This is a genomic window from Rathayibacter sp. AY1C6, assembly GCF_002931535.1.
In the GTDB taxonomy this organism is placed as follows: Bacteria; Actinomycetota; Actinomycetes; order Actinomycetales; family Microbacteriaceae; genus Rathayibacter.
This window is the reverse complement of sequence record NZ_PSWC01000002.1, coordinates 95,592-119,296: the sequence shown is the minus strand read 5'-3', so window position 1 is coordinate 119,296 and position 23,705 is coordinate 95,592. Positions and strand designations below refer to the sequence as shown.

Below are 23,705 nucleotides of genomic sequence, written 5' to 3'. Positions count from 1 at the left end.
CTGGGGCGCAGGCCACGATCCCTGCGGTGGCGCCCGACCGCCCCGCCTCAGTACAGGACCGGCCGGTACTGTGGATCCACCCGGCTCCGGCCGGAGAGACCCTGTCCACCGAGCGAAGCGGAACCATCGTGACCAACCGCGGCACCAACCTCGACCCCTGGTACAACTCCTATGCGGAGCGCACGGCCGGTCTGGCCGCCAGCGAGGTCCGAGCCCTGTTCGCCGTCGCGTCACGCCCCGAGGTGGTCTCGCTCGCCGGCGGCATGCCGTTCGTGTCCGCGCTCCCCCAGGACCTGGTGACTGGCGCCATCGACACCGTGATGCGGGAGCAGGGGCCCGTCGCGCTGCAGTACGGGTCGGGCCAGGGCGTCCCCGTCCTGCGCGAGCAGATCCTCGACGTCATGGCCCTCGAGGGCATCTCCGCCAGCGCGGACGACATCGTGGTCACCACGGGCTCTCAGCACGCCCTGGAGCTCGTCTCCAAGCTCTTCCTGGACCCGGGGGACGTCGTCCTCTCCGAGGGCCCCAGCTACGTCACGGCGATGGTCATCTTCCGGTCGTACCAGGCCGAGGTCGAGCACGTCCCGATGGACGAGCACGGGCTCATCCCCGCCGCCCTCCGCGAGCACATCGCCCGCGTCCGCGCCGCCGGCAAGACGATCAAGTTCCTGTACACGATCCCCACCTTCCACAACCCCGCGGGCGTGACCCTCAGCTGGGAGCGCCGCGTCGAGATCCTCGAGATCTGCAAGTCCGAGGGAATCCTCGTGCTCGAGGACAACCCGTACGGCCTCCTCTACTTCGAGGACGTCCCGCCGAAGGCGATGCGCTCGCTGGAGGAGGACGGGGTGATCTACCTCGGCACGTTCTCGAAGACGCTCGCTCCCGGCTTCCGAGTGGGCTGGGCTCTCGCTCCGCATGCGATCCGCGAGCGGCTGATCCTCGCCAACGAGGCGGCCGTCCTCAGTCCGTCGTCCTTCAGCCAGCTGGTCATCTCGAAGTACCTCGAGACAGCCGACTGGCGCGGACAGATCGACACCTTCCGGGGCGTTTACCGCGAGCGGAAAGAGGCGATGCTGAAGGGCCTGCATACCCATCTGCCCGGCCTCAGCTGGACGAACCCGAACGGCGGCTTCTACGTCTGGGTCACGCTGCCCGAGGAGCTCGACTCCAAGGCGATGCTGCCGCGCGCAGTGAAGGAGCTCGTCGCGTACACGCCGGGTACCGCGTTCTACGGCAACGGAGACGGACGTCAGAACATCCGCCTCTCGTTCTGCTACCCGACGCCGGAGCGCATCGGTGACGGCATCCGCCGCCTCGCAACGGTCATCAACGGGGAGCTCGATCTGCTGTCGACCTTCGCGGGCACGGGCCGGCTGAGCAGCGCCGACGCGAGCAAGCGCGACGCCGTCCTGCCGCCGAACGTCTCCTGACACCGCTCCTTCGATAAGAAAGCCCTGGTCATGACTGATTTCTCTGTGCTCGACCGTACTCTCGACATCGTCGTCATCAGCGGTGGCATCAGCCACGAGCGCGACGTCTCCCTGCGGTCGGGCCGACGCGTGGCGGATCGTCTCTCCGCGATGGGCCACCGCGTCTCCCTGCACGAACCGGACGCCGGCCTCCTCTCGACGCTCCTGCAGAAGCGTCCCGACGTCGTCTGGCCCGCGGTGCACGGGGCGAGCGGTGAGGACGGTGCACTCCTCGGGCTCCTCGAGGCTGCGGGCTTCGCCTACGTCGGCTCGCAGACGGACGCGGCGCGCCTGGCCTGGTTCAAGCCGACCGCGAAGACGCTCGTCGCTCGCGCCGGCTTCTCGACCCCGCGCTCCGTCACCCTCCCCCGCGAGACCTTCCGCGAGCTCGGAGCCGCCGGGATCCTGGAGCAGGTCGAAGCGCACCTGCCCGGCTCCCTCGTGGTGAAGCCCGCTCAGGGCGGTTCGGCCCAGGGCGTCAGCATCGTGACGGAGTCGGCGCAGCTCCCGCGAGCGATGGTGGAGGCGTACACCTACGGCGACGTCGTGCTCATCGAACAGCAGATCCAGGGAACCGAGGTCTCCGTCGGTGTTCTCGACCTCGGTGACGGACCTTTCGCCCTGCCGCCCGTGGAGATCGCCCCTGTCGCGGGGCAGTACACCTTCGAAGCGCGGTACAACGCGGGGGAGACGCACTTCTACACGCCGGCCCGGATCTCGCCGGAGATCACGCAGGAGGTGTCCCGCGTGGCCGTCGCGATCCACGAGTTGCTGGGGCTCCGCCATCTGTCGCGACTCGACTTCATCATCGACGAGACCGGACTCCCCTGGTTCTTCGACGCGAACGTCCTTCCCGGAATGACCGAGACCTCACTCGTTCCTCAGGCCATCGAGGCATCCGGCCGCTACCTCGGCGACGTCTACTCCACCCTCGCGAAGCTCGCAGCCTCCTGACCTCCACCGTTTCACGTGAAACGGTCCGTTGCGCGTACGCTCCTGATCACGTGGCTGCTGAGTTCTGAACACTGCTCGAATCCATGCCAGACGAGTAATTGCGTCGCGGCCGATCAGGACCCTCTATCGCCGCCTTCTCCCTACAATGCGGGTCGAGTGGCCACTCAATAGCGGGTCCACGTCTTCATCAGCAGACCAGTAGTGCCAACTCGGGGAAGAACCCGAGGCCGCGTATCGACTCCCACCAACGTTAGACATCTGTCGCCGCGCCGGTCGATTATCCGCAGATCAGCGTGGTACATCCCGCCCCCGCCATCTTTTCACCAGGCCCACGGGCATCCATCGCAACCTGGTCCTCGTCGTCATGCTGGTCGAGTAGACGCATTGCCGCGTATCGAGACCCGGCCACCCCCAGTGGGTACCTGGCGGGCGTTGCCTGGAGCGATGTATCCACGCCCACTGTCTGGCCATATCCGCAGACATACCGGTGAAGAGCAGTAGTGCGTCGAATCGAGGCTCACCACGATCGCCACCCGCGCCATCTCTGGGGAGACACAACATGGTCGATCGACGCTGATCGACACCAGGCACCCGTCGCCATGCTGGTCGAGTAGCCACAACGCGAGGTATCGAGACCCACGGCCCGAAGGGACCCCTTCAGCTTGGTTCTCTGACCTCAACTTCGCCTCGGGGGGGTGGTGTCTCTATTCCGCTGGTCAGGCGAGAAATCTCTTTCGAGCATTGCGGTCGAGTCGGTGCCACGATGATCCGCATGGGCGTCCAATGTTCTCGGCAGGGGCGTTTCACGTGAAACGCTTCCGCAGCCGTTGAGCAACTTCGATCCGAAATGTTGCGCCCGTTGGAGCGAGTCGAGCCGACGAGGGCCTCCTCTCCTACATGACAAGCTCGTAGCTCTTCAATGGCTAGGCCGCCCTAGAGCGGACCGTTTCACGTGAAACGGCCCTTCCATCATCTCTTTCAGTGCTCTCTGGGGGCGACCGCCGACGGGGTCCTCCGTCAAACCTCGGCGAACCCACTCATCACATCTGCATCGATCCGCGAGAACGAAGCGATACTGCATTTCGTCTGAACTTGCCCCCCCGCCGGCCAGTTTCTGGAGGCTCAGGAAGCACTCCTCACCGGCTACTTGCAATGCACGGACAGCCGAGGTGATCCTCATCTCGGCGGCAAACGTAGGAATGTTTCACGTGAAACATTGCGCGCGCGACTATCGGCGACCATGACGTCGCCCTGGGCAGCGGAGAGCGCCACCGAGTACGACCCGCCCAGGCACCCGTCCTGCGCCCGCCACGAGTCACCGAAAGCGACATGAACTCCGGAGGTCAACGAGGTCTGAACTCAGCCAACCCTTAATCCGGCGCTCCACGCCTACTCAACCGCCATATAGGCGCATCGTGAGCTGCTCTATCCATAGATCAATGCCCCAGATACCCGGCGATCGTCACCGTTCGGCAATACCAGCCGTATTCTCGACCAGGACCGGAGTAAGCAGGGCCCCGCAGAACCTGGAACCACTTCATCGGACTGTACCGGTCAGAAGGGCCTATCAATCAGAGAGAGGACGACAACCGAGAATCCTCAGCTCACAAGGCATCTCGAAGATCGCCCCAAGCGTGCTGATCTGCGATCGCGGTGCCGACGAGGGGAGCGGATACCGCCACATCGGCGATTGCGGCCAAGAACACAGCGCGAGCACGCGCACGCCAGCCGCACGGCGAATCAGTGGCGGCCGCTAGGCCGGCCCTCTACGGAGCGAGCGACACCTCGGTCGGCTCCCCGATCTCGGCGAGGATGCGGTTCAAGTCCTGGATGGTGGCGAAGTCGATGACCATCTGGCCCTTACGTGCGCCCAGGGTGACCTTGACGCGCGTGTTCAACCGGTCGCCGAGGTGATCCGCGATCGACGAGAGGTGTCCGGAGTGCCCGCCCTGCTCCTCCACCACGGGACGCACGGTCGTCCGCGGCGCCTTCATCTGCGCGGCGGCAGCCTCGGCGGCACGGACGGACAGGTCCTCGTTGACGATCTTGTCGGCCAGGCGGCGCATCATCTCGACGTCGTCGAGGGACAGAACTGCACGCGCGTGTCCTGCGGTCAGGACGCCGGCAGCGACGCGGGCCTGCACATCGGCCGGGAGCCGCAGGAGACGGAGCGTGTTCGAGATCTGCGGCCGCGAACGTCCGAGCCGCGTCGCCAGGGCCTCCTGGGTGATCCCGAAGTCGCTGAGGAGCTGCTGGTAGGCGGACGCCTCCTCGAGCGGGTTGAGGTCGGCGCGGTGCAGGTTCTCCAGCAGCGCGTCGCGGAGCATGTTCTCGTCGGCCGTGTCCTTGACGACCGCGGGGATGGTGGTCAGTCCCGCGGCCTTCGAGGCGCGGAACCGGCGCTCACCCATGACGAGCTCGTACTTCGCTCCGCCGCGAGCCGTCACGGGCCGGACGACGATCGGCTGCAGCACTCCGAACTCGCGGATGCTGTGGACGAGCTCGGCGAGGTCGTCCTCGTCGAACACCGACCGCGGCTGTGCCGTGTTGGGGGTGATGTCGGCGAGGGGGAGTCGCGCCAAGCGCGCTCCGGGGACCTCGAGGAGCTCCTCGGCACGGGCCGAATCGCCGACCTGATCAGGAAAGAAGACGTCGACGGGCCGGGAGCGCGACTCGTCGCTGGTCGGGATGAGCGAGCCGATCCCCCGGCCGAGTCCCGTGCGCTTGGTCGCCATCAGCGTGCCTCTCCTTCGTGTGCCGTCTCGGGTGTCTTCCGGGCTCCGCGTCGTGCGATCTCCGCGGCCGCCTCCAGATACGCCAGCGAACCGGACGACTGCGGGTCGTAGCTGATCACGCTCTGTCCGTAGCTCGGCGCCTCCGAGATCCTCACGTTGCGCGGGATCACCGCGCGCAGCACCTCCTTCGGGAAGTGCTCTCGGACATCCGCTGCCACCTGCTGGGAGAGGTTCGTGCGGCCGTCGTACATCGTCAGGAGGATCGTCGAGACACCGAGGTTCGGATTGAGGTGCCGCTCGATCAAGTCGATGTTCTTGAGCAGCTGGCTGAGCCCCTCGAGCGCGTAGTACTCGCACTGGATCGGGATGAGCACCTCGCGAGCGGCGACGAACGCGTTGATGGTCAGCAGACCGAGCGACGGCGGGCAGTCGATGAAGACGTAGTCGAACGGCTCGTCCATGGTGTCGAGCATGCGGTCGAGCGCACGGCGGAGACGCTGCTCGCGTGCGACGAGCGAGACCAGCTCGATCTCGGCGCCGGCCAGGTGGATGGTCGCCGGCACACCGTAGAGCGAGGCGAACTCCGGGCTCTTCTGCACGACGTCCGCGAGGGGAGTGTCGTTGACGATCACGTCGTACACGCTGGCCGTCTCGGCGCGGTGCTCGATGCCCAGGGCCGTCGACGCGTTGCCCTGCGGATCGAGGTCGATGACGAGCACCTTCGCCTCACCGCGGGCGAGCCCGGCGGCGAGGTTGACGGTCGTCGTCGTCTTGCCGACGCCGCCCTTCTGGTTCGAGATCGTGATGACGCGCGTCGACTCGGGCTTGGGCAGCGGCTGGGCGTTCAGCAGTGCGCGCCGACGGGTCATGTCCGCGATCTCCCGGGCCAGGGGAGTCGAGGAATCGAAGCCTCCGGTCAGACCGGCGGAATCGGTTTGTTTCACGTGAAACCTTCGCTCAGCGAGTGGGACGGACATCAGCACCGAGGAGTCGACGGACGAGGAGTCGGGGGCTCACTGCGGCGTCGTGGCGATCAACCCACTGTAGCCCGGACGACCCTCGTCACTTCGGAGAGCACGCCGTCGCCGAGCACGACGACCTCGGGCGGGGAGAGCCGGAAACGACGGATCTGCTTGGCCGCCGCCTCGATCTCCTTCTCGGCGTTGATGCCCTTCAGCAGGACCAGCTCGCCTCCGGGCCGCAGCAGCGGCGCGGTCAGCGGGATCAGCTTCGAGAGGGCGCTGACCGCCCGAGCGGTCACCTGGTCGAGAGGCTCCGCGAGCTCCGCCTCTTCAGCACGGGCTCGAAGAACTGAGACATTCTCGAGTGCGAGTCCGTCGACCTGCTCCTGAAGCCAGACGACGCGACGCTCCATCGGCTCGATGAGCACGAAGCGGACGTCGGGCCGCACGATGGCCAGGACGAGCCCGGGAAGGCCCGCGCCACTGCCGACATCACCGACCAGTCCAGGACCCAGGAGAGGGGCCACCAGGGCGCTGTTGAGCACGTGCCGCGTCCAGAGCCGGGGGAGCTCCAGCGGCCCGATCAGGCCGCGCTCCTCGCCCTGGTCGGCGAGAGCCTCCGTGAAGCGCCGCAGGAGGGGCAGGCGGTCGCCGGCGATCGCCGCAGCGGCTGCGGGCTCGGCCTCGAGGCTCGACTCCACGCTGCTCAGCCGCGGGTGATGACGGTGTGGCGCTCGCGCGCCTCGCCGCGCGACTCCGACACGAAGCCACGCTCGCCCACCATGTCGTGGACCAGCTTGCGCTCGTACGACGACATGGGCGGGAGCGAGGCCGACGTCGCGCCGTCCTCGATCCGCTCGATCGCGCGGTCGACCAGCTGGGCGAGCTCCGCCTCGCGGGCGTCGCGGGAGCCGCCGATGTCGAGGATGAGGCGGGAGAACGCGCCGGTCTTCGTCTGGACCGCCAGTCGCGTCAGCTCCTGCAGCGCCTGGACGGCGTCGGGACGGGAGAGCACCCGGAGGTTCGTGTCGCCGGAGGCGGTGACCGAGAGGTAGGCGCGGCCGTTGCGGACCTCGATGTCGATGTCGCCGTCGAGATCGCAGATGTCGAGGAACTCCTCGATGTAGTCGGCGGCGACGTCCCCCTCGTCCTCGAGCTGAGAGAGCGTGGACTCGGGCGCCTCGTCGACGGCGGACGCGTCCACGTCCACGGGTGCGGACGCGTCGTCGGTGATGGTCTGCATCGGATCGGTCATGGCGGCTCTACTTCTTTCCGGCTTGCTTCTTGGAGCGGTTCTTGCTCACGGGCTGCGTGCGCTGCACGGCCTTCTTCTCGACGAGGGTGACGTCGCCGGCGGCCGTGGTCTCCTCGACCAGCTTGCCCTTGCGGCGCAGGCGCTCCTCGCGGGCCTTGGCGGCCTCGCTGCCCGGGGTCGGCATGTTCCGGATGACGATGAACTGCTGGATCATCGTCCAGATGTTCGAGGTCAGCCAGTAGAACATCACGCCGAGGGGGAAGGCGAAGCCCGAGAAGGCGAAGACGAGGGGGAGGATGTAGAGCAGGATCCGCTGCTGCTTGAACGTCGGCGAGGCCTTCGCCTCGGGCGACATGTTCTTCGACACGATCTGCAGCTGCGTGATGAACTGCGATGCGGTCATCAGGACGACCATGATCACCGCGATGATGATGACCGGCTCCTGGCCGCCCTCGGCGAGTGCGCCCTGGATCGACTGGTGCAACGGCGCGACGCCGAAGAGGTTCGCCTCGCCGAACTGGCGGGCGAGCGTCTCGTCGAGCGGGCCCACGCCCTTCTGGCTGTGCTGCGCCGCGTTCAGCACCGAGAACAGGCTGAAGAAGATCGGCATCTGGATCAGCAGGGGCAGGCAGGAGGCGAGCGGGTTGGTACCCGTCTTCTTGTAGAGCTCCATGGTCTCGCGGGACATCGCCTCGCGGGACAGCTGGTCGCGCTTGCCCTTGTACTTGTCCTGGATCTTCTTGAGCTGGGGCGCGACCTCGAGCATCCGGCGCTGGCTCTTGATCTGCTTGACGAAGATCGGGATGAGCGCGGCGCGGATGACGATGACCAGGCCGACGATCGAGAGGACCCAGGTGATTCCCGCGGCCGCCTCCATGCCGGTGAAGGTCAGCAGCTGGTGGAAGGCGACGAGGAGCAGCTCGACCACCCACTTGAGGGGCCAGAGGATCGTGCCGAGGAGGTCCATGGAGTGGGGTCAGTCCTTTCGAGGGCCCACGACGAACCCGGCTCGCGTCACGGCGAAGCGGGTCCGGCCGGAAGCCGGTCGGTGCAGGGGGATCGAGGTCGGGACGTCGTCGATGCCGCCGGCCGCCCACGGGTGGCAGCGGAGCAGACGGCGGGCCGCGAGGACGGAGCCGAGGACGAGCCCGTGGAGCTGGACCGCCTGGAGCGCGTACGCGGAGCACGAGGGGTAGTAACGGCAGACGTCCCCGTAGAGAGGGGACACGACCGCCCGGTAGACGATCAGGAGCAGGACGCCGATGTTCCGCGGCAGGAGGAGGATCGCCCACCCGAGCCGGGCGAGCGGCGCCTCGCGGCGGGGGAGCACGGCGGTCACGAGGACGCCCCGCTCTTCCGCGCGGCTCGCGCCATCGCGGACCACACCTCGGAGCGCAGCTCCGACCAGGGGGCGTCGGCGCTGCCGGGCAGCGCGCGGACGACGACCTGGGTGCCGGGGTCGATCTCGGGGACGAGCTCGAACGCCACGGCCTTGAGCCGGCGGCGGACGGTGTTGCGCGTCACCGCGGTGCCGACCGTCTTGGCGACGATGAACCCGAACCGCGCCGGATCGCCCGCGGAGGACCGGCGGACATACGTGACGGTGTGCGGTCCTGTGGACCGCACACCGCGACGGACGACTGTCCGGTACTCGCCTCCGTGGACGATGCGATTGGCTCTGGCCAGCACCGCTGGTCGGTACCGCTCGCTGCTAGGCGGAGAGCTCGGTGCGCCCCTTGGCGCGGCGCGCGCTGAGGATGCCGCGGCCGGCACGGGTGCGCATGCGCAGACGGAAGCCGTGCACCTTGGCGCGACGACGGTTGTTCGGCTGGAAGGTTCGCTTGCTCATAATCAGATCTCCACGTACGTGTTCCGCGGCGCGAACCGGCACCACCCGCTCGGGCGGAGACTCGGATCCTCCGGGAAGAAGGGGTGCCCGGCTGCGGAATCCGCTCGGCCTGCGAGGGCCGCACGGACGACACCGGGCAGGCGTCAACTGATTTAAACTACGGCCTGTTCCGCCACCGGTCAAATGTGGACGGCGCGAAACCTCGATCATGCACACGGGACACGGGGTTCCGCGCATTGACACGCGGGTGTCGCTGTGGTGGATTTGTCTCCCGTCGGCTCCGTTCGTTACGGTGTTGAGCCGCAGTTATCCACAGGTGGGATCCGCGTCCTCCCGCGCCCGCACAGGCATCGCTCGAGGCCGGTGGACAACCCTGTGGAGAGAGCGGCACTCGAGACCCGGCTCCGCGCCCGGTCCGCGACGCCCCTGCAGCGGGCGGCGACGGGTCCGGCGGAGACGGCGATCCCGCAGCGACTTCACAGCGACAGCACCCAGGACCGGAGACAGATGGCAGACGACACGTCGATGGTCGACGCGTGGAACGTGATCCTCGGCGCACTGTCCCAGGACGAGCGGATCACCGCTCCCCTCTACGGGTTCGTCTCGCTCGTGGAGCCCAAGGGCATCATGGCGGGCACCTTCTACCTGGAGGTCCCGAACGAGTTCACCCGCGGAATGCTCGAGCAGCGCGTGCGCGTGCCCCTGCTCAGCGCGATCGGGACGCTCGACGACTCCTTCGGCGTCACGACGTTCGCCTTCGTGGTGAACCCCGACATCGAGCACGAGCCCCTCAGCTCCCCGTCGTCGCAGGAGTCGATGAACCCGTTCGAGCCGATCACCGCCTCCTCGGCGACGGTCGCGCCCACCCGCGGGGTCGAGGAGCTGCGGACCGTGCCGGCGACCGACACCCGGCTGAACCCGAAGTACAGCTTCGACAACTTCGTCATCGGAGGCTCCAACCGGTTCGCGCACGCCGCGGCCGTCGCGGTCGCCGAGGCTCCCGCCAAGGCCTACAACCCGCTCTTCGTCTACGGCGACTCCGGGCTCGGCAAGACGCACCTCCTCCACGCCATCGGCCACTACGCGATGAGCCTCTACCCGGGGATCCGCGTGCGGTACGTCTCGAGCGAGGAGTTCACGAACGACTTCATCAACTCGATCGCGAACAACCGGGGCAACGCCTTCCACGGCCGCTACCGCAACGTCGACATCCTCCTGATCGACGACATCCAGTTCCTGCAGGGGAAGGCGGAGACGCAGGAGGCGTTCTTCCACACCTTCAACCAGCTGCACGACCACAACAAGCAGGTCGTGATCACGTCCGATCTGCCGCCGAAGGCCCTGACGGGCTTCGAGGACCGGATGCGCTCGCGCTTCGAGTGGGGCCTCATCACCGATGTGCAGGCTCCCGACCTCGAGACCCGCATCGCGATCCTCCGCAAGAAGGCGGTCAGCGAGAAGCTGCTCGTGCCCGACGACATCCTCGAGTTCATGGCGTCGAAGGTGTCGAGCAACATCCGCGAGCTCGAGGGGACGCTCATCCGCGTCACCGCGTTCGCGAGCCTGAACCGGACGCCGGTCGACATGTCGCTCGTGCAGACCGTGCTGAAGGACCTGATCACGCTCGACGAGGACAACGTCATCTCGCCGGTCGACATCATCAACCACACCGCGGACTACTTCAAGCTCACGGTCGACGACCTCTACGGCTCGTCGCGCTCGCAGGCCGTCGCCACCGCGCGCCAGATCGCCATGTACCTGTGCCGCGAGCTGACGAACCTCTCGCTGCCCAAGATCGGCCAGCTGTTCGGCAACCGCGACCACACCACGGTCATGTACGCGAACAAGAAGATCTCGGAGCTCATGAAGGAGCGCCGCAGCATCTACAACCAGGTCACCGAGCTGACCACCCGCATCAAGACGAACCGCTAGCCGGCAGTCGTACGGTCCCCGGGACCACCTGTCCCGGGTGGCGTGCCCCGGGGTCCATCGGCGTCCGTGCGCGGTGGTCGGGTAGTCCCTCCCCTTTCCTCGTGTGACGGGAGGGAGCGACGGGGATCGCGGCGCGAGCAGCAGGGCGTCGGTGTCGGCGCGCGTCGAGATCAGGCGAAGGCGCTGGCGGGGGTCTCGATACGGCTCGCTGGGGCTACTCGACCAGCACGGACCGGACATGCTCAGGGGGTTCGGGCGAGTGGCGGAGCGGCTGAGCGGCCGGCGTGCGATCGGACGGTGTCGATCCGCCGTGCGACGGCCAGGAGAGCAACGCGGGGGAGGGGGAGCGCGCACCGTCTTCCGGGCCGCTCGGACGGCGGCAGCCGCGCTCGACGGTCTCCGTCGTGACCGGAGAAGTCGTCGACGGACTCCTCGGACCTGCCTCGCGCGCCTCGGACACGCCGCCTCGCGCGCCTCGGAGGGCCGATTTCCACAGTGTGAGGAACCTGTGGATAACTGTGGACAACCGCCTCGGGACTGTGCGCCCGGAGAGCCCGCCTGTGGAGGGCGACCGGTCGGCTCGGATCGCTCCACAGGGCGTCCACGGGCCCGCTCACACTCCCTCCACAGGGGCGGGTCCCTCCGATCCCACCCAGGAGTAGGGGTCCGGAGCGTTTTCCACAGTTTCCACACGTGTTAACACTGTTAACGCAGTTCTCTCTTTAATGAAGCCTCGACCGGCAACCTCTCCACAGCGACTCGGGAGTGCTCGGCGGTCCACCCCCTTCCGAGCTCGTCGAGCCCGGCGGGTACGATGGGCGACGGTCTTCGTCCGCGACTCGTCAGGGGTGTACTCGTGAGGTTCCAAGCCAACCGCGATGTCTTCAGCGAGGCGGTGTCCTTCGCGGTCAAGCTGCTTCCGCAGCGCACGACCCTGCCGATCCTCTCCGGAGTCCTCATCGAGGCGACCGCCGAGGGTCTGACACTGTCCTCCTTCGACTACGAGGTGTCCGCGCAGACGCAGATCGCGGCCGACGTGGAGGAGACGGGGACCGTGCTCGTCTCGGGCCGTCTGCTCGCCGACATCGCGAACCGCCTCCCCAACGCTCCCGTGCGCATCGCCACGGAGGAGTCGCGCGTCTCGGTCTCGGCCGGCTCGGCGCACTTCACGCTCCTGCAGATGCCCGTGGAGGAGTACCCGAGCATCCCCGAGATCGACGCCTCCACCGGCCTCGTCCCGGCCGACGCCTTCGCAGCCGCCGTCTCGCAGGTGGCGGTCGCCGCCTCCCGCGACGACGTGACCCCCGTCATCACCGGCGTGCAGCTCGAGATCACCGAGAACACGATCGGCCTCGTCGCGACGGACCGCTACCGCGTCGCCGTCCGCGAGATCGACTGGGACAACGGGGACAACCCCGCGCCCACCCAGCCGCTCACCGCCCTCGTGCCCGCACGCACGCTGCAGGAGGTCGGCAAGACCTTCGGCCACTCCGGCACCGTCTCCGTCGCGATCACCAACCGCGACGAGCGCGAGCTGATCGCCTTCACCGCGGACCGCAAGACCGTCACCTCGCTGCTGATCAAGGGCAACTTCCCGCCCGTGAAGCGCCTCTTCCCCGCCTCCGTCGAGAACTACGCGGTCATGTCGACCAGCGACCTCATCGAGGCCACCCGCCGCGTCTCGCTCGTGCTCGAGCGCGAGGCGGCCCTCCGCTTCAGCTTCAGCAGCGACGGCCTCACCCTCGAGGCCATCGGCTCCGAGCAGGCGCAGGCGTCCGAGAGCATCGACGCGATCGTGACCGGCGACGACGTGGTCGTCTCGCTCAAGCCGCAGTTCCTGCTCGACGGCCTCGCCGCCGTCCACTCGGAGTTCGTGCGCATCGCGTTCACGAAGACCGAGAACCCCAACAAGCCCGGCCCCGTCCTGATCACCGCGCAGACCTCGCGGGAGCAGCCCGGCAGCGACAGCTACCGCTACCTGCTCCAGCCCAACCTGCTGCTGCGCTGACCACTCCCCGGATCGCAGAGCCGCGACCGCCCCGCTCCCGACGAGCGCCCGCCCGCCGGACAACGAATCCAGGAAGGTTCACCATGCACATCGGACTCGTCGGCCTCGGCAAGATGGGCGACAACATGCGCTCCCGCCTCCGCTCCAAGGGGCTCGAGGTCACCGGCTACGACCGCAATCCCGACGTCTCGGACGCGGCCTCTCTCGACGAGATGATCGCCGCACTCCCCTCGCCCCGCATCGTCTGGGTGATGGTGCCGGCCGGCGAGATCACCGACGCGGTCGTCAAGGACCTGTCGGAGAAGCTCAGCGAGGGCGACCTCGTCATCGACGGCGGCAACTCCCGCTTCACCGAGGACTTCAAGCACGACGCGCTGCTGAAGCCCAAGGGCATCCACTACATCGACGCGGGCGTCTCCGGCGGCGTCTGGGGACTCCAGAACGGCTACGGCCTGATGGTCGGCGGCCCGAAGGAGCTCGTCGAGTACGCCATGCCCGTCTTCGACGCGCTGCGCCCCGAGGGCCCCCGCGAGGAGGGCTTCGTCCACGTCGGCGAGGTCGGCGCCGGCCACTACGCGAAGATGGTCCACAACGGCATCGAGTACGCCCTGATGCAGGCGTTCGCCGAGGGCTACGAGCTGCTCGAGACCCGCAGCGACATTATCAAGGACGTCACCGGCACCTTCAAGGCCTGGCAGCGCGGCACGGTCGTGCGCTCCTGGCTGCTCGAGCTCCTCGTCCGCGCCCTCGAGCAGGACCCGGACTTCAAGAACATCGAGGGCTACGTGCAGGACTCGGGCGAGGGCCGCTGGACCATCGAGGAGGCCATCAACAACGCCGTCCCGGTGCCCACGATCAGCGCCTCGATCTTCGCCCGCTTCGTCTCCCGCCAGGAGGACTCCCCCGCGATGAAGGCCGTCGCAGCGCTCCGCAACCAGTTCGGCGGGCACTCCGTCAAAGCCGTCGACTGAGTCGGCTGGTGAGGACTGCCTCCGGCAGTCCTCACGGCGGTCGGCTTCCGGAAGGGGGCGCGTTCCGCAGGGCCGGTGATGGACGGCGGACTGCGGCCCGCCGCCCCCGTGAGGCAGGGATGCTCTCACGGGGGCGGCGGGCCTCCGGCCGCCTCCACCTCGCTACCGACGTCGGGCGGCGAGCCTTCGGCCGCCTTCACGGGCGGGGACGGGGCTCGGCCGATCATGGTGAGCGAGTAGTGGCCCCGGACGGGCGTATCGGGATCCGCGTCCCGGACGGTTCCGCCGCCGTGCTGGTCGAGTAGCCCGCAGGGGTGTGTCGAGACCGGGGGCGAAGGCCTGGCCGACCGTGGGACAGCGGGCCGCAGGCGCCGGAGCGGGTGGATCGGCCGAGCGAGACGGGCCAGGAGCCCGCAGGGGTGCAGTGAAGGCCCGCGACGACGGGTGGAGGAGAGGAGCGCGACGTGCAGGTGACGCAGCTGGCGCTCAGCGACTTCCGGAACTACGAGTCGGTCGATGTCGAGCTCGTGCCCGGACCGAACCTCTTCGTCGGCCGCAACGGCCAGGGCAAGACGAACCTCGTCGAATCTCTCGGCTACCTCTCCACCCTGGGCTCGCACCGCGTGTCGAGCGACCAGGCGCTCATCCGCGCCGGCCGGGACAGCGCCGTGGTGCGCGCCCGCCTCCGCAACGGCGAGCGCGACCTGCTGGCCGAGGTGCAGATCAACCGCTCCTCCCCCAACCGCGCGCAGATCAACCGCGGCGGGATCAAGCCGCGCGAGCTCCCCCGCTTCTTCTCCAGCGTCCTCTTCGCGCCGGAGGACCTCCTCCTCATCCGCGGCGACCCGTCGGCCCGCCGCCGCTTCCTCGACCAGCTGGTGATCCTCCGCTCCCCGCGGATGAGCGCCGTCCAGGCCGACTACGAGCGGGTGCTGCGCCAGCGCAACTCGCTGCTCAAGTCCGCACGGGCGAGCGGCGTCCGGGACCCCTCGAAGCTCGGGACCCTCGACATCTGGGACGAGCGCCTGATCGCGCTCGGGACCGAGATCATGCAGTCGCGCCTCACCCTGGTGGAGGAGCTGAGCGGACCGGTGCGCGCCGCGTACGAGGCGGTCGCCGGTGCCGACCAGCGTCCGGTGCTCCGCTCCCGCCTGAGCATCGAGGGCGCGGTCGACGACGACGGCGAGCCCGTGGAGCAGCCGGGCGCCGCGTCACCGGCGGCGGGCGAGGGACTGGCGGAGGCGTTCGCGTCCGCGCTGGCCGGGGTGCGCCGCCGCGAGCTCGACCGGGGCGTCTCCCTCGTCGGCCCGCACCGCGACGACGTGCAGTTCGAGCTGAACGCGCTGCCGGCCAAGGGCTACGCCAGCCACGGTGAGAGCTGGTCGTTCGCCCTGGCGCTGAAGCTGGGCGCTGCGGAGCTGCTCCGGCGCGACTCCCCCATGGGCGATCCGGTGCTGATGCTCGACGACGTCTTCGCCGAGCTGGACGCGCGCCGGCGCGAGCGCCTCGCCTCGGTGGTCGCCGACTACGAGCAGGTCCTGATCACCGCGGCCGTCTTCGACGACGTCCCGGAGGCGCTGGCCGCGCACACCGTGCGGATCGAGGCCGGCCGGATCGTCGGCACGGGCGCCGCCGCCGCGCCGATCGCCGTGCCAGAGCCGACCGCACCCGACTCCGCCTCGCCCGATCCGGTGTCCTCCGACTTCCCTCCTCCCGGTCCCGAGTCCTCCCGCTCCTCTTCTCCCGATCCGGTCTCGTCCGACTCCCCTTCTCCTGGTGCCGTCTCCTCCGTCGCGGCCTCCTCCTCGGAGACCGCGTCCCCAGCGCCTGCGTCCACAGATCCCGCGTCCCCGGAGCCGCCCGCGTCTACCGCCACCTCAAGGAGGTGTTCGGCGCCGACGGCCCGCGCCGCATCCGGAAGACCGTCGAGCGCGCCGAGCCCAAGGGCGACGCGATCCCGTTCGGCAAGGGCCGCGACCCGCACGACCTCGGCGACGTCCTCGACTCCCTCACCGTGAAGCTCGGCTGGACGGCGCCGCTGGCGCAGGGCGACCTGATGTCGTCGTGGACGGCGATCGCCGGCGAGGAGACCGCGAAGCACTCGACTCCGGTGGGCGTCGTCGACGGCGTGCTGACCGTCGCGTGCGAGTCCACGGCGTGGTCGACGCAGCTCCGGCTGATGCGGATCGAGATCATGAACCACATCGCCGTGAACTTCCCCGACGCGGGCATCGCGTCGATCCGTTTCCAGGGCCCGGACGTCCCGAACTGGAAAAAGGGTCCCAGGTCGATTCCAGGGCGTGGTCCGCGCGACACCTACGGCTGAGGACGCATTTTCGGTCGACCGCTGATCTTTCGCGCCTCAGATCGCCGTCCAGCGCTTCGGATCGACCCGGCACGCGGTAGAATGGAGGGCCGCCGAACCGCAGTGACGCCGCCGCGCGGGCGATCTCCAGATCACCGTGCGCGTCGCGACGGACCGTCAGAGGAGAACTCCACAGCTATGACTCACGAGCCGAACGACTCCACGTCACCCGCAGCGAACGACCTGGACGCGAACGGCTCAGCAGCCCCCTCCGCTCCGCACGAGAGCATGTCGACCAAGTCGTCCGGCGACTACGGCGCGAACCAGATCCAGGTCCTCGAGGGCCTCGAGGCGGTCCGCAAGCGCCCCGGCATGTACATCGGATCCACGGGTCCGCGCGGTCTGCACCACCTGGTCTACGAGATCGTCGACAACGCCGTCGACGAGGCGCTCGCGGGCTACTGCGACAACATCGAGATCCTGATGCGCGCCGACGGAGGCGTCACCGTCTCCGACAACGGCCGCGGCATCCCGGTCGACATGCACCCGACCGAGGGCATCTCCACGGTCGAGCTGGTCCTCACCGTGCTCCACGCCGGCGGCAAGTTCGGCGGAGGCGGCTACGCGGTCTCCGGCGGCCTGCACGGCGTCGGCTCCTCCGTGGTCAACGCGCTCTCGACGCGCCTCGACGTCGAGGTCAAGCGCCAGGGCGCCGTGTACCGGATGAGCTTCACCGACGGAGTGCCGGACGCCCCGCTCGAGAAGGGCGAGGCCAGCGACGAGACCGGCACGACGATCACCTTCTGGCCCAACGCCGGCATCTTCGAGACGGTCGAGTTCGACTACGAGACCCTGCGCGCGCGCTTCCAGCAGATGGCGTTCCTCAACAAGGGCCTGCGCATCGCGCTGACCGACCAGAACGAGGTCGAGTTCGAGGGGGAGGGCGAGAACGAGACCGAGGGCGACCGGACCGACGTCTTCCACTACGAGAAGGGCCTCGTCGACTACGTCGAGTACATCAACTCGCTGAAGAAGTCGGACCTCGTGCACTCCGAGATCATCGACTTCGAGTCCGAGGACACCGAGCGCCGCATCTCGCTCGAGGTCGCGATGCAGTGGACCACGGCCTACACCGAGAGCGTCCACACCTACGCGAACACCATCAACACCCACGAGGGCGGCACCCACGAGGAGGGCTTCCGCGCCGCGTTGACCACTCTGGTCAACCGCTACGCGCGCGCGAACAACCTGCTCAAGGAGAAGGACGAGAACCTCTCGGGCGACGACATCCGCGAGGGCCTCACCGCCGTCGTGTCGATCAAGCTCGGCGAGCCGCAGTTCGAGGGCCAGACCAAGACGAAGCTCGGCAACACCGAGGCGAAGGCGTTCGTGCAGCGCGTGGCCGGCGAGCAGCTGGCCGACTGGTTCGACCGCAACCCGAGCCAGGCGAAGGACATCATCCGCAAGGCGATCCAGGCGGCCTCGGCCCGCATGGCGGCGCGCAAGGCGCGCGAGACCGCCCGCCGCAAGGGCCTGCTCGAGGGCGGGGGCATGCCGGGCAAGCTCAAGGACTGCCAGTCCAAGGACCCGTCGATCTCCGAGATCTTCATCGTCGAGGGCGATTCGGCGGGAGGATCCGCGGTGCAGGGCCGCAATCCCGAGACGCAGGCGATCCTCCCCCTCCGCGGCAAGATCCTCAACGTCGAGAAGGCGCGGCTCGACCGCGCTCTCGGCAACAACGAGGTCCAGGCGATGATCACGGCGTTCGGCGCCGGCATCGGCGAGGACTTCAACCCCGACAAGGCGCGGTACCACAAGATCATCCTGATGGCCGACGCCGATGTCGACGGCCAGCACATCACGACGCTGCTGCTGACGCTCCTCTTCCGCTACATGCGCCCGCTGATCGACCTCGGCTACGTCTACCTCGCGCAGCCGCCGCTGTACCGCCTCAAGTGGTCGAACTCCCCCCACGAGTACGTCTACAGCGACCGCGAGCGCGACGCCCTGATCGCGCACGGCTCGGCGACCAACAAGCGCATGCCCAAGGAGAACGGCATCCAGCGCTACAAGGGCCTCGGCGAGATGGACTACAAGGAGCTGTGGGAGACCACGATGGACCCCGCCACGCGGACCCTCCTCCAGGTCACGCTCGACGACGCGGCCGCGGCCGACGAGATCTTCTCCACCCTCATGGGCGAGGACGTCGAGTCCCGCCGCTCCTTCATCCAGAAGAATGCGAAGGACGTGCGCTTCCTCGACATCTAGTGGTCGAGAAAGCGGACGTCCTTCGAAAGACGGCGGCCGGGCGGTCCAGTGGACCGCCCTCGCGACCACCTCGAACACGTGACGGCGGCCCTCGATGGGCCGCATCCTCGACCAGAACGCGACAGAGGCCCTCACCGGCCCGCCCACCGACGACACACCTGACACCCAGCGCGACCGCCGCCCCCGCTCCTCCGGGGCACGGACCCACCTGAGAGACCAGAGACCATGGCAGAAGAACCCACCACCCCCACCGGCCCGGACGAGAGCGACGACATCGTCACCGAGACCGGTGTGGTGATCCACGGTCACGACAAGATCGAGCCGGTCGACCTGCAGCTCGAGATGCAGCGCTCCTACCTCGACTACGCGATGAGCGTCATCGTCGGGCGAGCCCTGCCGGAGGTGCGCGACGGCCTGAAGCCGGTGCACCGCCGCGTGATCTACGCCATGTACGACGGCGGCTACCGTCCCGACAAGGCGTTCTCGAAGTGCTCGCGCGTCGTCGGCGACGTGATGGGCCAGTTCCACCCGCACGGCGACTCCGCGATCTACGACGCGCTGGTCCGTCTGGTGCAGCCGTGGAGCCTCCGCTATCCGCTCGCGCTCGGGCAGGGCAACTTCGGCTCCCCCGGCAACGACGGCGCGGCCGCCCCCCGGTACACCGAGACCAAGATGGCGCCGCTCGCGCTCGAGATGGTCCGCGACATCGACAAGAACACCGTCGACTTCCAGGACAACTACGACGGCCGCACCCGAGAGCCGGCGATCCTGCCGGCGCGGTTCCCGAACCTGCTCGTCAACGGCTCCGTCGGCATCGCGGTCGGCATGGCGACCAACATCCCGCCGCACAACCTGCGCGAGGTCGCCGCCGGCGCCAAGTGGGCGCTCGAGAACCCCGACGCGACGCGCGAGGAGCTCCTCGAGGCGCTGCTGCAGCGGATCAAGGGACCCGACTTCCCCACCGGTGCGCAGATCCTCGGCGTCCGCGGCATCCAGGACGCGTACCGCACCGGCCGCGGCTCCATCACGATGCGCGCCGTCGTCTCCATCGAGGAGATCCAGGGCCGCACCTGCCTCGTCGTCACCGAGCTGCCGTACCAGGTGAACCCGGACAACCTGGCGATCAAGATCGCCGAGCTGGTCAAGGACGGGCGCGTCTCGGGCATCGCCGACATCCGCGACGAGACCTCCGGTCGCACCGGCCAGCGCCTCGTCGTCGTCCTCAAGCGCGACGCCGTGGCGAAGGTGGTGCTGAACAACCTCTACAAGCACACCCCGCTGCAGGAGAACTTCGGCGCGAACATGCTCGCGATCGTCGACGGCATCCCGCGCACGCTCTCGCTCGACGGCTTCATCCGCGCGTGGGTCGACCACCAGGTCGAGGTCATCGTGCGCCGCACCCAGTACCTCCTCGACGAGGCCGAGGCGCGGATCCACATCCTGCGCGGCTACCTCAAGGCGCTCGACGCGCTCGACGAGGTCATCGCCCTCATCCGCCGCTCCCCCACCGTGGAGGAGGCGCGCGACGGTCTGATGGAGCTGCTCGACATCGACGAGGTGCAGTCCCGCGCCATCCTCGACATGCAGCTGCGCCGCCTCGCGGCCCTCGAGCGCCAGAAGATCATCGACGAGCACGACCGGATCCAGGCCGAGATCGAGGACTACAAGTCGATCCTCGCGAGCCCGGAGCGCCAGCGCACGATCATCTCGGACGAGCTCGACGAGATCGTCGACCGCTTCGGCGACGACCGCCGCACCGAGATCCTCTTCGGATTCGACGGCGACATGAGCGTCGAGGACCTGATCCCCGAGGAGGAGATGGTCGTCACCGTCACCCGAGGCGGTTACCTCAAGCGCACCCGGAGCGACTCCTACCGGGCCCAGCACCGCGGCGGCCGCGGCGTGCGCGGCGCGCAGCTGAAGGCCGACGACATCGTCGAGCACTTCTTCGTCACCACCACGCACCACTGGCTGCTGTTCTTCACGAACACCGGCCGCGTGTACCGCGCCAAGACCTACGAGCTGCAGGAGGCCGGCCGCGACGCCAAGGGCCAGCACATCGCGAACCTGCTCGCGCTCGAGCCGGGGGAGCAGATCGCGCAGATCCTCGACATCCGCGACTACGAGGCGGCCCGCTACCTCGTGCTCGCCACGCGCGACGGCCTCGTGAAGAAGACGGCCCTCTCGGAGTACGACACGAACCGCTCCGGCGGCATCATCGCGATCAAGCTGCGCGACGGCGACGAGCTCGTCTCGGCGCTCCTGGTCGAGGAGGACAGCGACGTGCTGCTGGTCTCCCGCAAGGGCATGTCGATCCGCTTCACCGCGTCCGACGAGGCGCTGCGTCCGATGGGCCGCTCCACCTCCGGAGTCCGCGGCATGTCGTTCCGCGGGGAGGACCGCCTCCTCGACGCCAACGTCGTCAGCGACGAGGGCTTCGTGTTCGTGGTCACCGAGGGCGGCTACGCCAAGCGCACCGCGGTCGACCAGTACCGCCTCCAGGGACGCGGCGGGCTGGGCATCAAGGTGGCCAAGCTGGAGGAGAAGCGCGGCGACCTCGTGGGCGCCATCATCACCGGAGAGGACGACGAGGTGCTCGTCGTGCTCGCCAGCGGCAAGGTGGTACGCTCTGCGGTGGCCGAGGTACCGGCCAAGGGTCGCGACACCATGGGAGTCGTCTTCGCACGATTCGCTGAGGACGACCGCATCATCGCACTCGCCAAGAACACCGAACGCAATCTCGACGCCCAGGACGAGGATCCCGACGCCGCGGCGCCGGCCGAGTCCGCCCCGGTGTCGGAGGAGGATGGGTCCGTAGATGAGTAGCACCGTCGCCGAGAAGCTCGCCAGGAAGTCCGCGAAGAGCCCGGCGGCGAAGCAGGTCCGCCTGAAGCTGGTCTACGTCGACTTCTGGTCGGCCGTGAAGCTCTCGTTCCTGCTGGGTCTGACGCTCGCGATCATCACGATCGTCGTCGTCTACCTGGTCTACACGGTCCTGGCCCAGACGGGAGTGTTCGACGAGGTCAACGGCCTCGTGCAGGACATCGCCGGCGCCGAGGCGTTCGACCTCAACACGATCATCTCGCTGCCGCAGGTCATGGGCTTCGCGATCGTCGTCGCGGTGCTGAACACCATCGTCACCACCGCGCTCGGCGCGATCGTGGCGCTGCTGTACAACCTCAGCGTCAAGATCACCGGCGGCCTCCTGGTGGGCTTCACCAACCAGTAGGGCGCACGGTCCGGCCGATTGGGATTCCTGCTCGATGTCGGGTAGAGTATCCTCTGGCCATTCCGGGGGTATAGCTCAGGCGGTTAGAGCGCTTCACTGATAATGAAGAGGTCCCAGGTTCAAGTCCTGGTACCCCCACCCGGTCCGAACGGCCCGTCACCTCGCGGTGGCGGGCCGTTCGACTCTCGGAGACGGATCGCCCCGTCTCCGACCCGGGGCCTTAGCTCAGTTGGTAGAGCGCCTGCTTTGCAAGCAGGATGTCAGGAGTTCGAATCTCCTAGGCTCCACACTTCCTCCCTCTCGCGGGTGCTTCCCCTTCGCCGGCCCTTCTGGTCCACCGGCGCACGGCACTCCGGGTCCTCCGCCGTCGCGGGGTCACCGTGTCTAGGTCTTCGGCGGCCTCTCCTGTCGCCCGCCGCGCGGCCGTGCGATCGAGGTCGCCACTCGGACGGACGAGCCGCCCGCTCAGCGGTCCACGCAGGCGAGGCCGAGGAACTGCTGGACCGAGAGGGTCTCGGACGTGCCGTCGCGGATGTCGCCGACGATGATCTCGCCGACGGAGAGCGTGTCGAACTGCTCGGCCGTGAAGACGACCGGGCGGGCGAGCACGGAGCGGTCGGTCGCGTAGGCGCCCAGCGAGAGGTCGACGCCGAGCGGGAACCGCTCGATCACCGTGTCGGCCGGCCAGACCGTGGATCCGGAGAGGTCGGTCGCGCCCAGTTGCGTGACCGGTGACGGGGAGACCCAGCGGGTGACCCTCCGCAGCCCGTCGCCGATGGTCAGGGGGGCGGAGTCGGAGGCGGCGAGGTCGAGGCCGTCGACGGATCCCGAGCACACGACGACGACGCCGAGGACCTCCCCGCGCTCGCCGCCCCGTCCGAGCCCGACCGCGGCCGTGGTCACCGGCTCCTCGGAGGCGCATCCCGAGAGCGCGAGGGCGCCGAGCAGAACGACGGTGCTCGCGAGCGCAGCGCGACGGTGCATGGGTCCTCCCGCGGCCACCCTACGCGGGCAGGGCGAGGGCCAGAGCGGCGAGAGCCTGCGGGAGGGAGGGGGCGCCCTCCGCCCGGAAGACCACCTCTCCGGCCGTGTCCCGCACGACGACCGTGGGCGTCGAGCGGATGCCGGCGGCCTCGGCCTCGACGGGGTGGAAGGCCACGTCGCGCTCGCGGATCTCGGCGGCGGGGACGAGCTCCGCGGCGCGCTCCAGCACCGAGCGCGCGGCATGGCAGGCGCCGCAGAAGGCGGAGGTGTAGAGCTCGACGATCACGACGAAGGGAACGCCGGGGCGCGGCCGGGGATTCCCGGGCACCGTCAGCGGAGGAGCCAGGCCTCGTTCATGGTGAGGGCCGCGTCGACGAGCTCGACGCGCTCCAGCTCCTCGACGTCGCTCAGGGGGAACCAGGCGGCGGCGTCCGTGGAGCCGTCCACCTCGTGCGTGAGCTCGCCGCCCACGATGCGGGCGCGGTAGACGACGCGGATGGCGTGCAGGGGGCCGGCCTCGGGATCGCTGCGGCGGTGCGCGGGGATCACGTGCGAGTCCACGCCGATGAGGGCCTCGAGCTCGGCACGGTAGCCCGTCTCCTCGAAGATCTCGCGGACCGCGGCGTCGGCGGGCGACTCGCCCTCGTCGATCCCGCCACCCGGAAGCGTCCAGGCCGACCAGGGGCCCTGGCTCCAGTGCGCGAGCAGCATCCGCTCGCCGTCGATGATCACGCCGTACGCGGCGACCCGGATGTCCACCGCAGAAGCCTAACCCGGGCAT

Annotated in this window: 20 protein-coding genes, 2 tRNA genes and 1 pseudogene; 12 read left to right on the top strand and 11 right to left on the bottom strand. The window is 68.7% G+C overall.

Annotated features, from left to right (window positions below; genetic code table 11):
- Positions 1–128 precede the first annotated feature (128 nt).
- Complete coding sequence (locus tag C5D36_RS02155) at positions 129–1,433, top strand: PLP-dependent aminotransferase family protein (protein WP_104295083.1); 1,305 nt, start codon at positions 129–131, stop codon at positions 1,431–1,433.
- Positions 1,434–1,463: 30 nt separating this feature from the next.
- The gene (locus C5D36_RS02150; protein ID WP_104295082.1) at positions 1,464–2,426 is read left to right on the top strand and encodes an ATP-grasp domain-containing protein; all 963 of its coding nucleotides are present in this window, start codon (positions 1,464–1,466) and stop codon (positions 2,424–2,426) included.
- Positions 2,427–4,192: 1,766 nt separating this feature from the next.
- Here the strand turns inward: C5D36_RS02150 and C5D36_RS02145 are convergent.
- From C5D36_RS02145 to rpmH, 8 genes are all read right to left on the bottom strand, one after another.
- Positions 4,193–5,161 (bottom strand): ParB/RepB/Spo0J family partition protein, encoded by a 969-nt coding sequence (locus C5D36_RS02145; RefSeq protein WP_104247022.1) that lies wholly within the window; start codon positions 5,159–5,161, stop codon positions 4,193–4,195.
- Positions 5,161–6,030: a ParA family protein gene (locus C5D36_RS02140; protein ID WP_104247021.1), complete on the bottom strand. Its 870-nt coding sequence runs from the start codon at positions 6,028–6,030 to the stop codon at positions 5,161–5,163. Before C5D36_RS02140 ends, C5D36_RS02145 begins: the two co-directional genes overlap by 1 nt.
- 164 nt (positions 6,031–6,194) lie before the next feature.
- Complete coding sequence (gene rsmG / locus C5D36_RS02135; RefSeq protein ID WP_104295081.1) at positions 6,195–6,824, bottom strand: 16S rRNA (guanine(527)-N(7))-methyltransferase RsmG; 630 nt, start codon at positions 6,822–6,824, stop codon at positions 6,195–6,197.
- Between the two features lie 5 nt (positions 6,825–6,829).
- A complete protein-coding gene (locus C5D36_RS02130; protein ID WP_258062514.1) occupies positions 6,830–7,378 on the bottom strand; it encodes a R3H domain-containing nucleic acid-binding protein in 549 nt (182 codons plus the stop codon).
- 7 nt (positions 7,379–7,385) lie between these two features.
- Positions 7,386–8,345: a membrane protein insertase YidC gene (gene yidC, locus C5D36_RS02125; RefSeq protein ID WP_104222681.1), complete on the bottom strand. Its 960-nt coding sequence runs from the start codon at positions 8,343–8,345 to the stop codon at positions 7,386–7,388.
- A gap of 9 nt (positions 8,346–8,354) precedes the next feature.
- Positions 8,355–8,708 (bottom strand): membrane protein insertion efficiency factor YidD, encoded by a 354-nt coding sequence (gene yidD / locus C5D36_RS02120; protein WP_244229684.1) that lies wholly within the window; start codon positions 8,706–8,708, stop codon positions 8,355–8,357.
- A gap of 5 nt (positions 8,709–8,713) precedes the next feature.
- Positions 8,714–9,067 carry a ribonuclease P protein component gene (gene rnpA, locus C5D36_RS02115; protein WP_104222680.1) on the bottom strand — a complete coding sequence of 118 codons (354 nt, stop codon included), beginning with the start codon at positions 9,065–9,067 and terminating at the stop codon, positions 8,714–8,716.
- 22 nt (positions 9,068–9,089) lie between these two features.
- Entirely contained in the window at positions 9,090–9,227 is a 138-nt protein-coding gene (rpmH, locus tag C5D36_RS02110) for a 50S ribosomal protein L34 (protein WP_055784512.1), read from the bottom strand.
- Between the two features lie 507 nt (positions 9,228–9,734).
- On the opposite strand from rpmH, the gene dnaA reads away from it, so the two are divergent.
- The 10 genes and pseudogenes from dnaA to C5D36_RS02060 all read left to right on the top strand — a co-directional run bounded on the left by dnaA (position 9,735) and on the right by C5D36_RS02060 (position 22,227).
- Positions 9,735–11,159: a chromosomal replication initiator protein DnaA gene (gene dnaA / locus C5D36_RS02105; RefSeq protein ID WP_104225789.1), complete on the top strand. Its 1,425-nt coding sequence runs from the start codon at positions 9,735–9,737 to the stop codon at positions 11,157–11,159.
- An 856-nt stretch (positions 11,160–12,015) separates the two neighbouring features.
- Positions 12,016–13,167 (top strand): DNA polymerase III subunit beta, encoded by a 1,152-nt coding sequence (gene dnaN / locus C5D36_RS02100; RefSeq protein ID WP_104232992.1) that lies wholly within the window; start codon positions 12,016–12,018, stop codon positions 13,165–13,167.
- Positions 13,168–13,250: 83 nt separating this feature from the next.
- A complete protein-coding gene (gene gnd / locus C5D36_RS02095; RefSeq protein ID WP_104222677.1) occupies positions 13,251–14,138 on the top strand; it encodes a phosphogluconate dehydrogenase (NAD(+)-dependent, decarboxylating) in 888 nt (295 codons plus the stop codon).
- 464 nt (positions 14,139–14,602) lie between these two features.
- A pseudogene (gene recF / locus C5D36_RS02090) lies at positions 14,603–15,763 on the top strand (DNA replication/repair protein RecF); the annotation flags it as partial.
- A gap of 389 nt (positions 15,764–16,152) precedes the next feature.
- On the top strand, positions 16,153–16,464 hold the full coding sequence (locus tag C5D36_RS02085) for a DUF721 domain-containing protein (RefSeq protein WP_258059326.1): 312 nt from the start codon (positions 16,153–16,155) through the stop codon (positions 16,462–16,464).
- A gap of 267 nt (positions 16,465–16,731) precedes the next feature.
- Entirely contained in the window at positions 16,732–18,711 is a 1,980-nt protein-coding gene (gene gyrB / locus C5D36_RS02080) for a DNA topoisomerase (ATP-hydrolyzing) subunit B (protein ID WP_208543372.1), read from the top strand.
- 225 nt (positions 18,712–18,936) lie between these two features.
- A complete protein-coding gene (gene gyrA / locus C5D36_RS02075; RefSeq protein ID WP_104222674.1) occupies positions 18,937–21,537 on the top strand; it encodes a DNA gyrase subunit A in 2,601 nt (866 codons plus the stop codon).
- On the top strand, positions 21,530–21,940 hold the full coding sequence (locus tag C5D36_RS02070) for a DUF3566 domain-containing protein (protein WP_104222673.1): 411 nt from the start codon (positions 21,530–21,532) through the stop codon (positions 21,938–21,940). The genes gyrA and C5D36_RS02070 overlap by 8 nt, the downstream gene beginning before the upstream one ends.
- Positions 21,941–22,004: 64 nt before the next feature.
- A tRNA-Ile gene (locus tag C5D36_RS02065) sits at positions 22,005–22,078 on the top strand.
- Positions 22,079–22,154: 76 nt separating this feature from the next.
- Positions 22,155–22,227 (top strand) — tRNA-Ala (locus C5D36_RS02060).
- A 178-nt stretch (positions 22,228–22,405) separates the two neighbouring features.
- Here the strand turns inward: C5D36_RS02060 and C5D36_RS02055 are convergent.
- Genes C5D36_RS02055 through C5D36_RS02045 form a run of 3 tightly spaced genes read right to left on the bottom strand, consistent with a single transcriptional unit; the run spans position 22,406 to position 23,683 of the window.
- Positions 22,406–22,924, bottom strand: coding sequence for a hypothetical protein (locus tag C5D36_RS02055; protein WP_104257944.1), 519 nt, complete (start codon positions 22,922–22,924; stop codon positions 22,406–22,408).
- 19 nt (positions 22,925–22,943) lie between these two features.
- Positions 22,944–23,252, bottom strand: coding sequence for a thioredoxin family protein (locus tag C5D36_RS02050; RefSeq protein WP_258059325.1), 309 nt, complete (start codon positions 23,250–23,252; stop codon positions 22,944–22,946).
- A 2-nt stretch (positions 23,253–23,254) separates the two neighbouring features.
- Positions 23,255–23,683: an NUDIX hydrolase gene (locus C5D36_RS02045; protein ID WP_104222671.1), complete on the bottom strand. Its 429-nt coding sequence runs from the start codon at positions 23,681–23,683 to the stop codon at positions 23,255–23,257.
- Between the last annotated feature and the right edge of the window lie 22 nt (positions 23,684–23,705).

Excerpts from the sequence above, each read along its gene's own strand:
- C5D36_RS02055 (WP_104257944.1), bottom strand. The coding sequence starts at position 22,924 with ATGCACCGTCGCGCTGCGCTCGCGAGCACCGTCGTTCTGCTCGGCGCC.
- C5D36_RS02070 (WP_104222673.1), top strand. The coding sequence starts at position 21,530 with ATGAGTAGCACCGTCGCCGAGAAGCTCGCCAGGAAGTCCGCGAAGAGC.
- gyrB (WP_208543372.1), top strand. The coding sequence starts at position 16,732 with ATGTCGACCAAGTCGTCCGGCGACTACGGCGCGAACCAGATCCAGGTC.
- gyrA (WP_104222674.1), top strand. The coding sequence starts at position 18,937 with ATGGCAGAAGAACCCACCACCCCCACCGGCCCGGACGAGAGCGACGAC.
- C5D36_RS02150 (WP_104295082.1), top strand. The coding sequence starts at position 1,464 with ATGACTGATTTCTCTGTGCTCGACCGTACTCTCGACATCGTCGTCATC.
- rpmH (WP_055784512.1), bottom strand. The coding sequence starts at position 9,227 with ATGAGCAAGCGAACCTTCCAGCCGAACAACCGTCGTCGCGCCAAGGTG.
- gnd (WP_104222677.1), top strand. The coding sequence starts at position 13,251 with ATGCACATCGGACTCGTCGGCCTCGGCAAGATGGGCGACAACATGCGC.
- yidC (WP_104222681.1), bottom strand. The coding sequence starts at position 8,345 with ATGGACCTCCTCGGCACGATCCTCTGGCCCCTCAAGTGGGTGGTCGAG.
- C5D36_RS02145 (WP_104247022.1), bottom strand. The coding sequence starts at position 5,161 with ATGGCGACCAAGCGCACGGGACTCGGCCGGGGGATCGGCTCGCTCATC.
- C5D36_RS02140 (WP_104247021.1), bottom strand. The coding sequence starts at position 6,030 with ATGACCCGTCGGCGCGCACTGCTGAACGCCCAGCCGCTGCCCAAGCCC.
- dnaA (WP_104225789.1), top strand. The coding sequence starts at position 9,735 with ATGGCAGACGACACGTCGATGGTCGACGCGTGGAACGTGATCCTCGGC.
- C5D36_RS02130 (WP_258062514.1), bottom strand. The coding sequence starts at position 7,378 with ATGACCGATCCGATGCAGACCATCACCGACGACGCGTCCGCACCCGTG.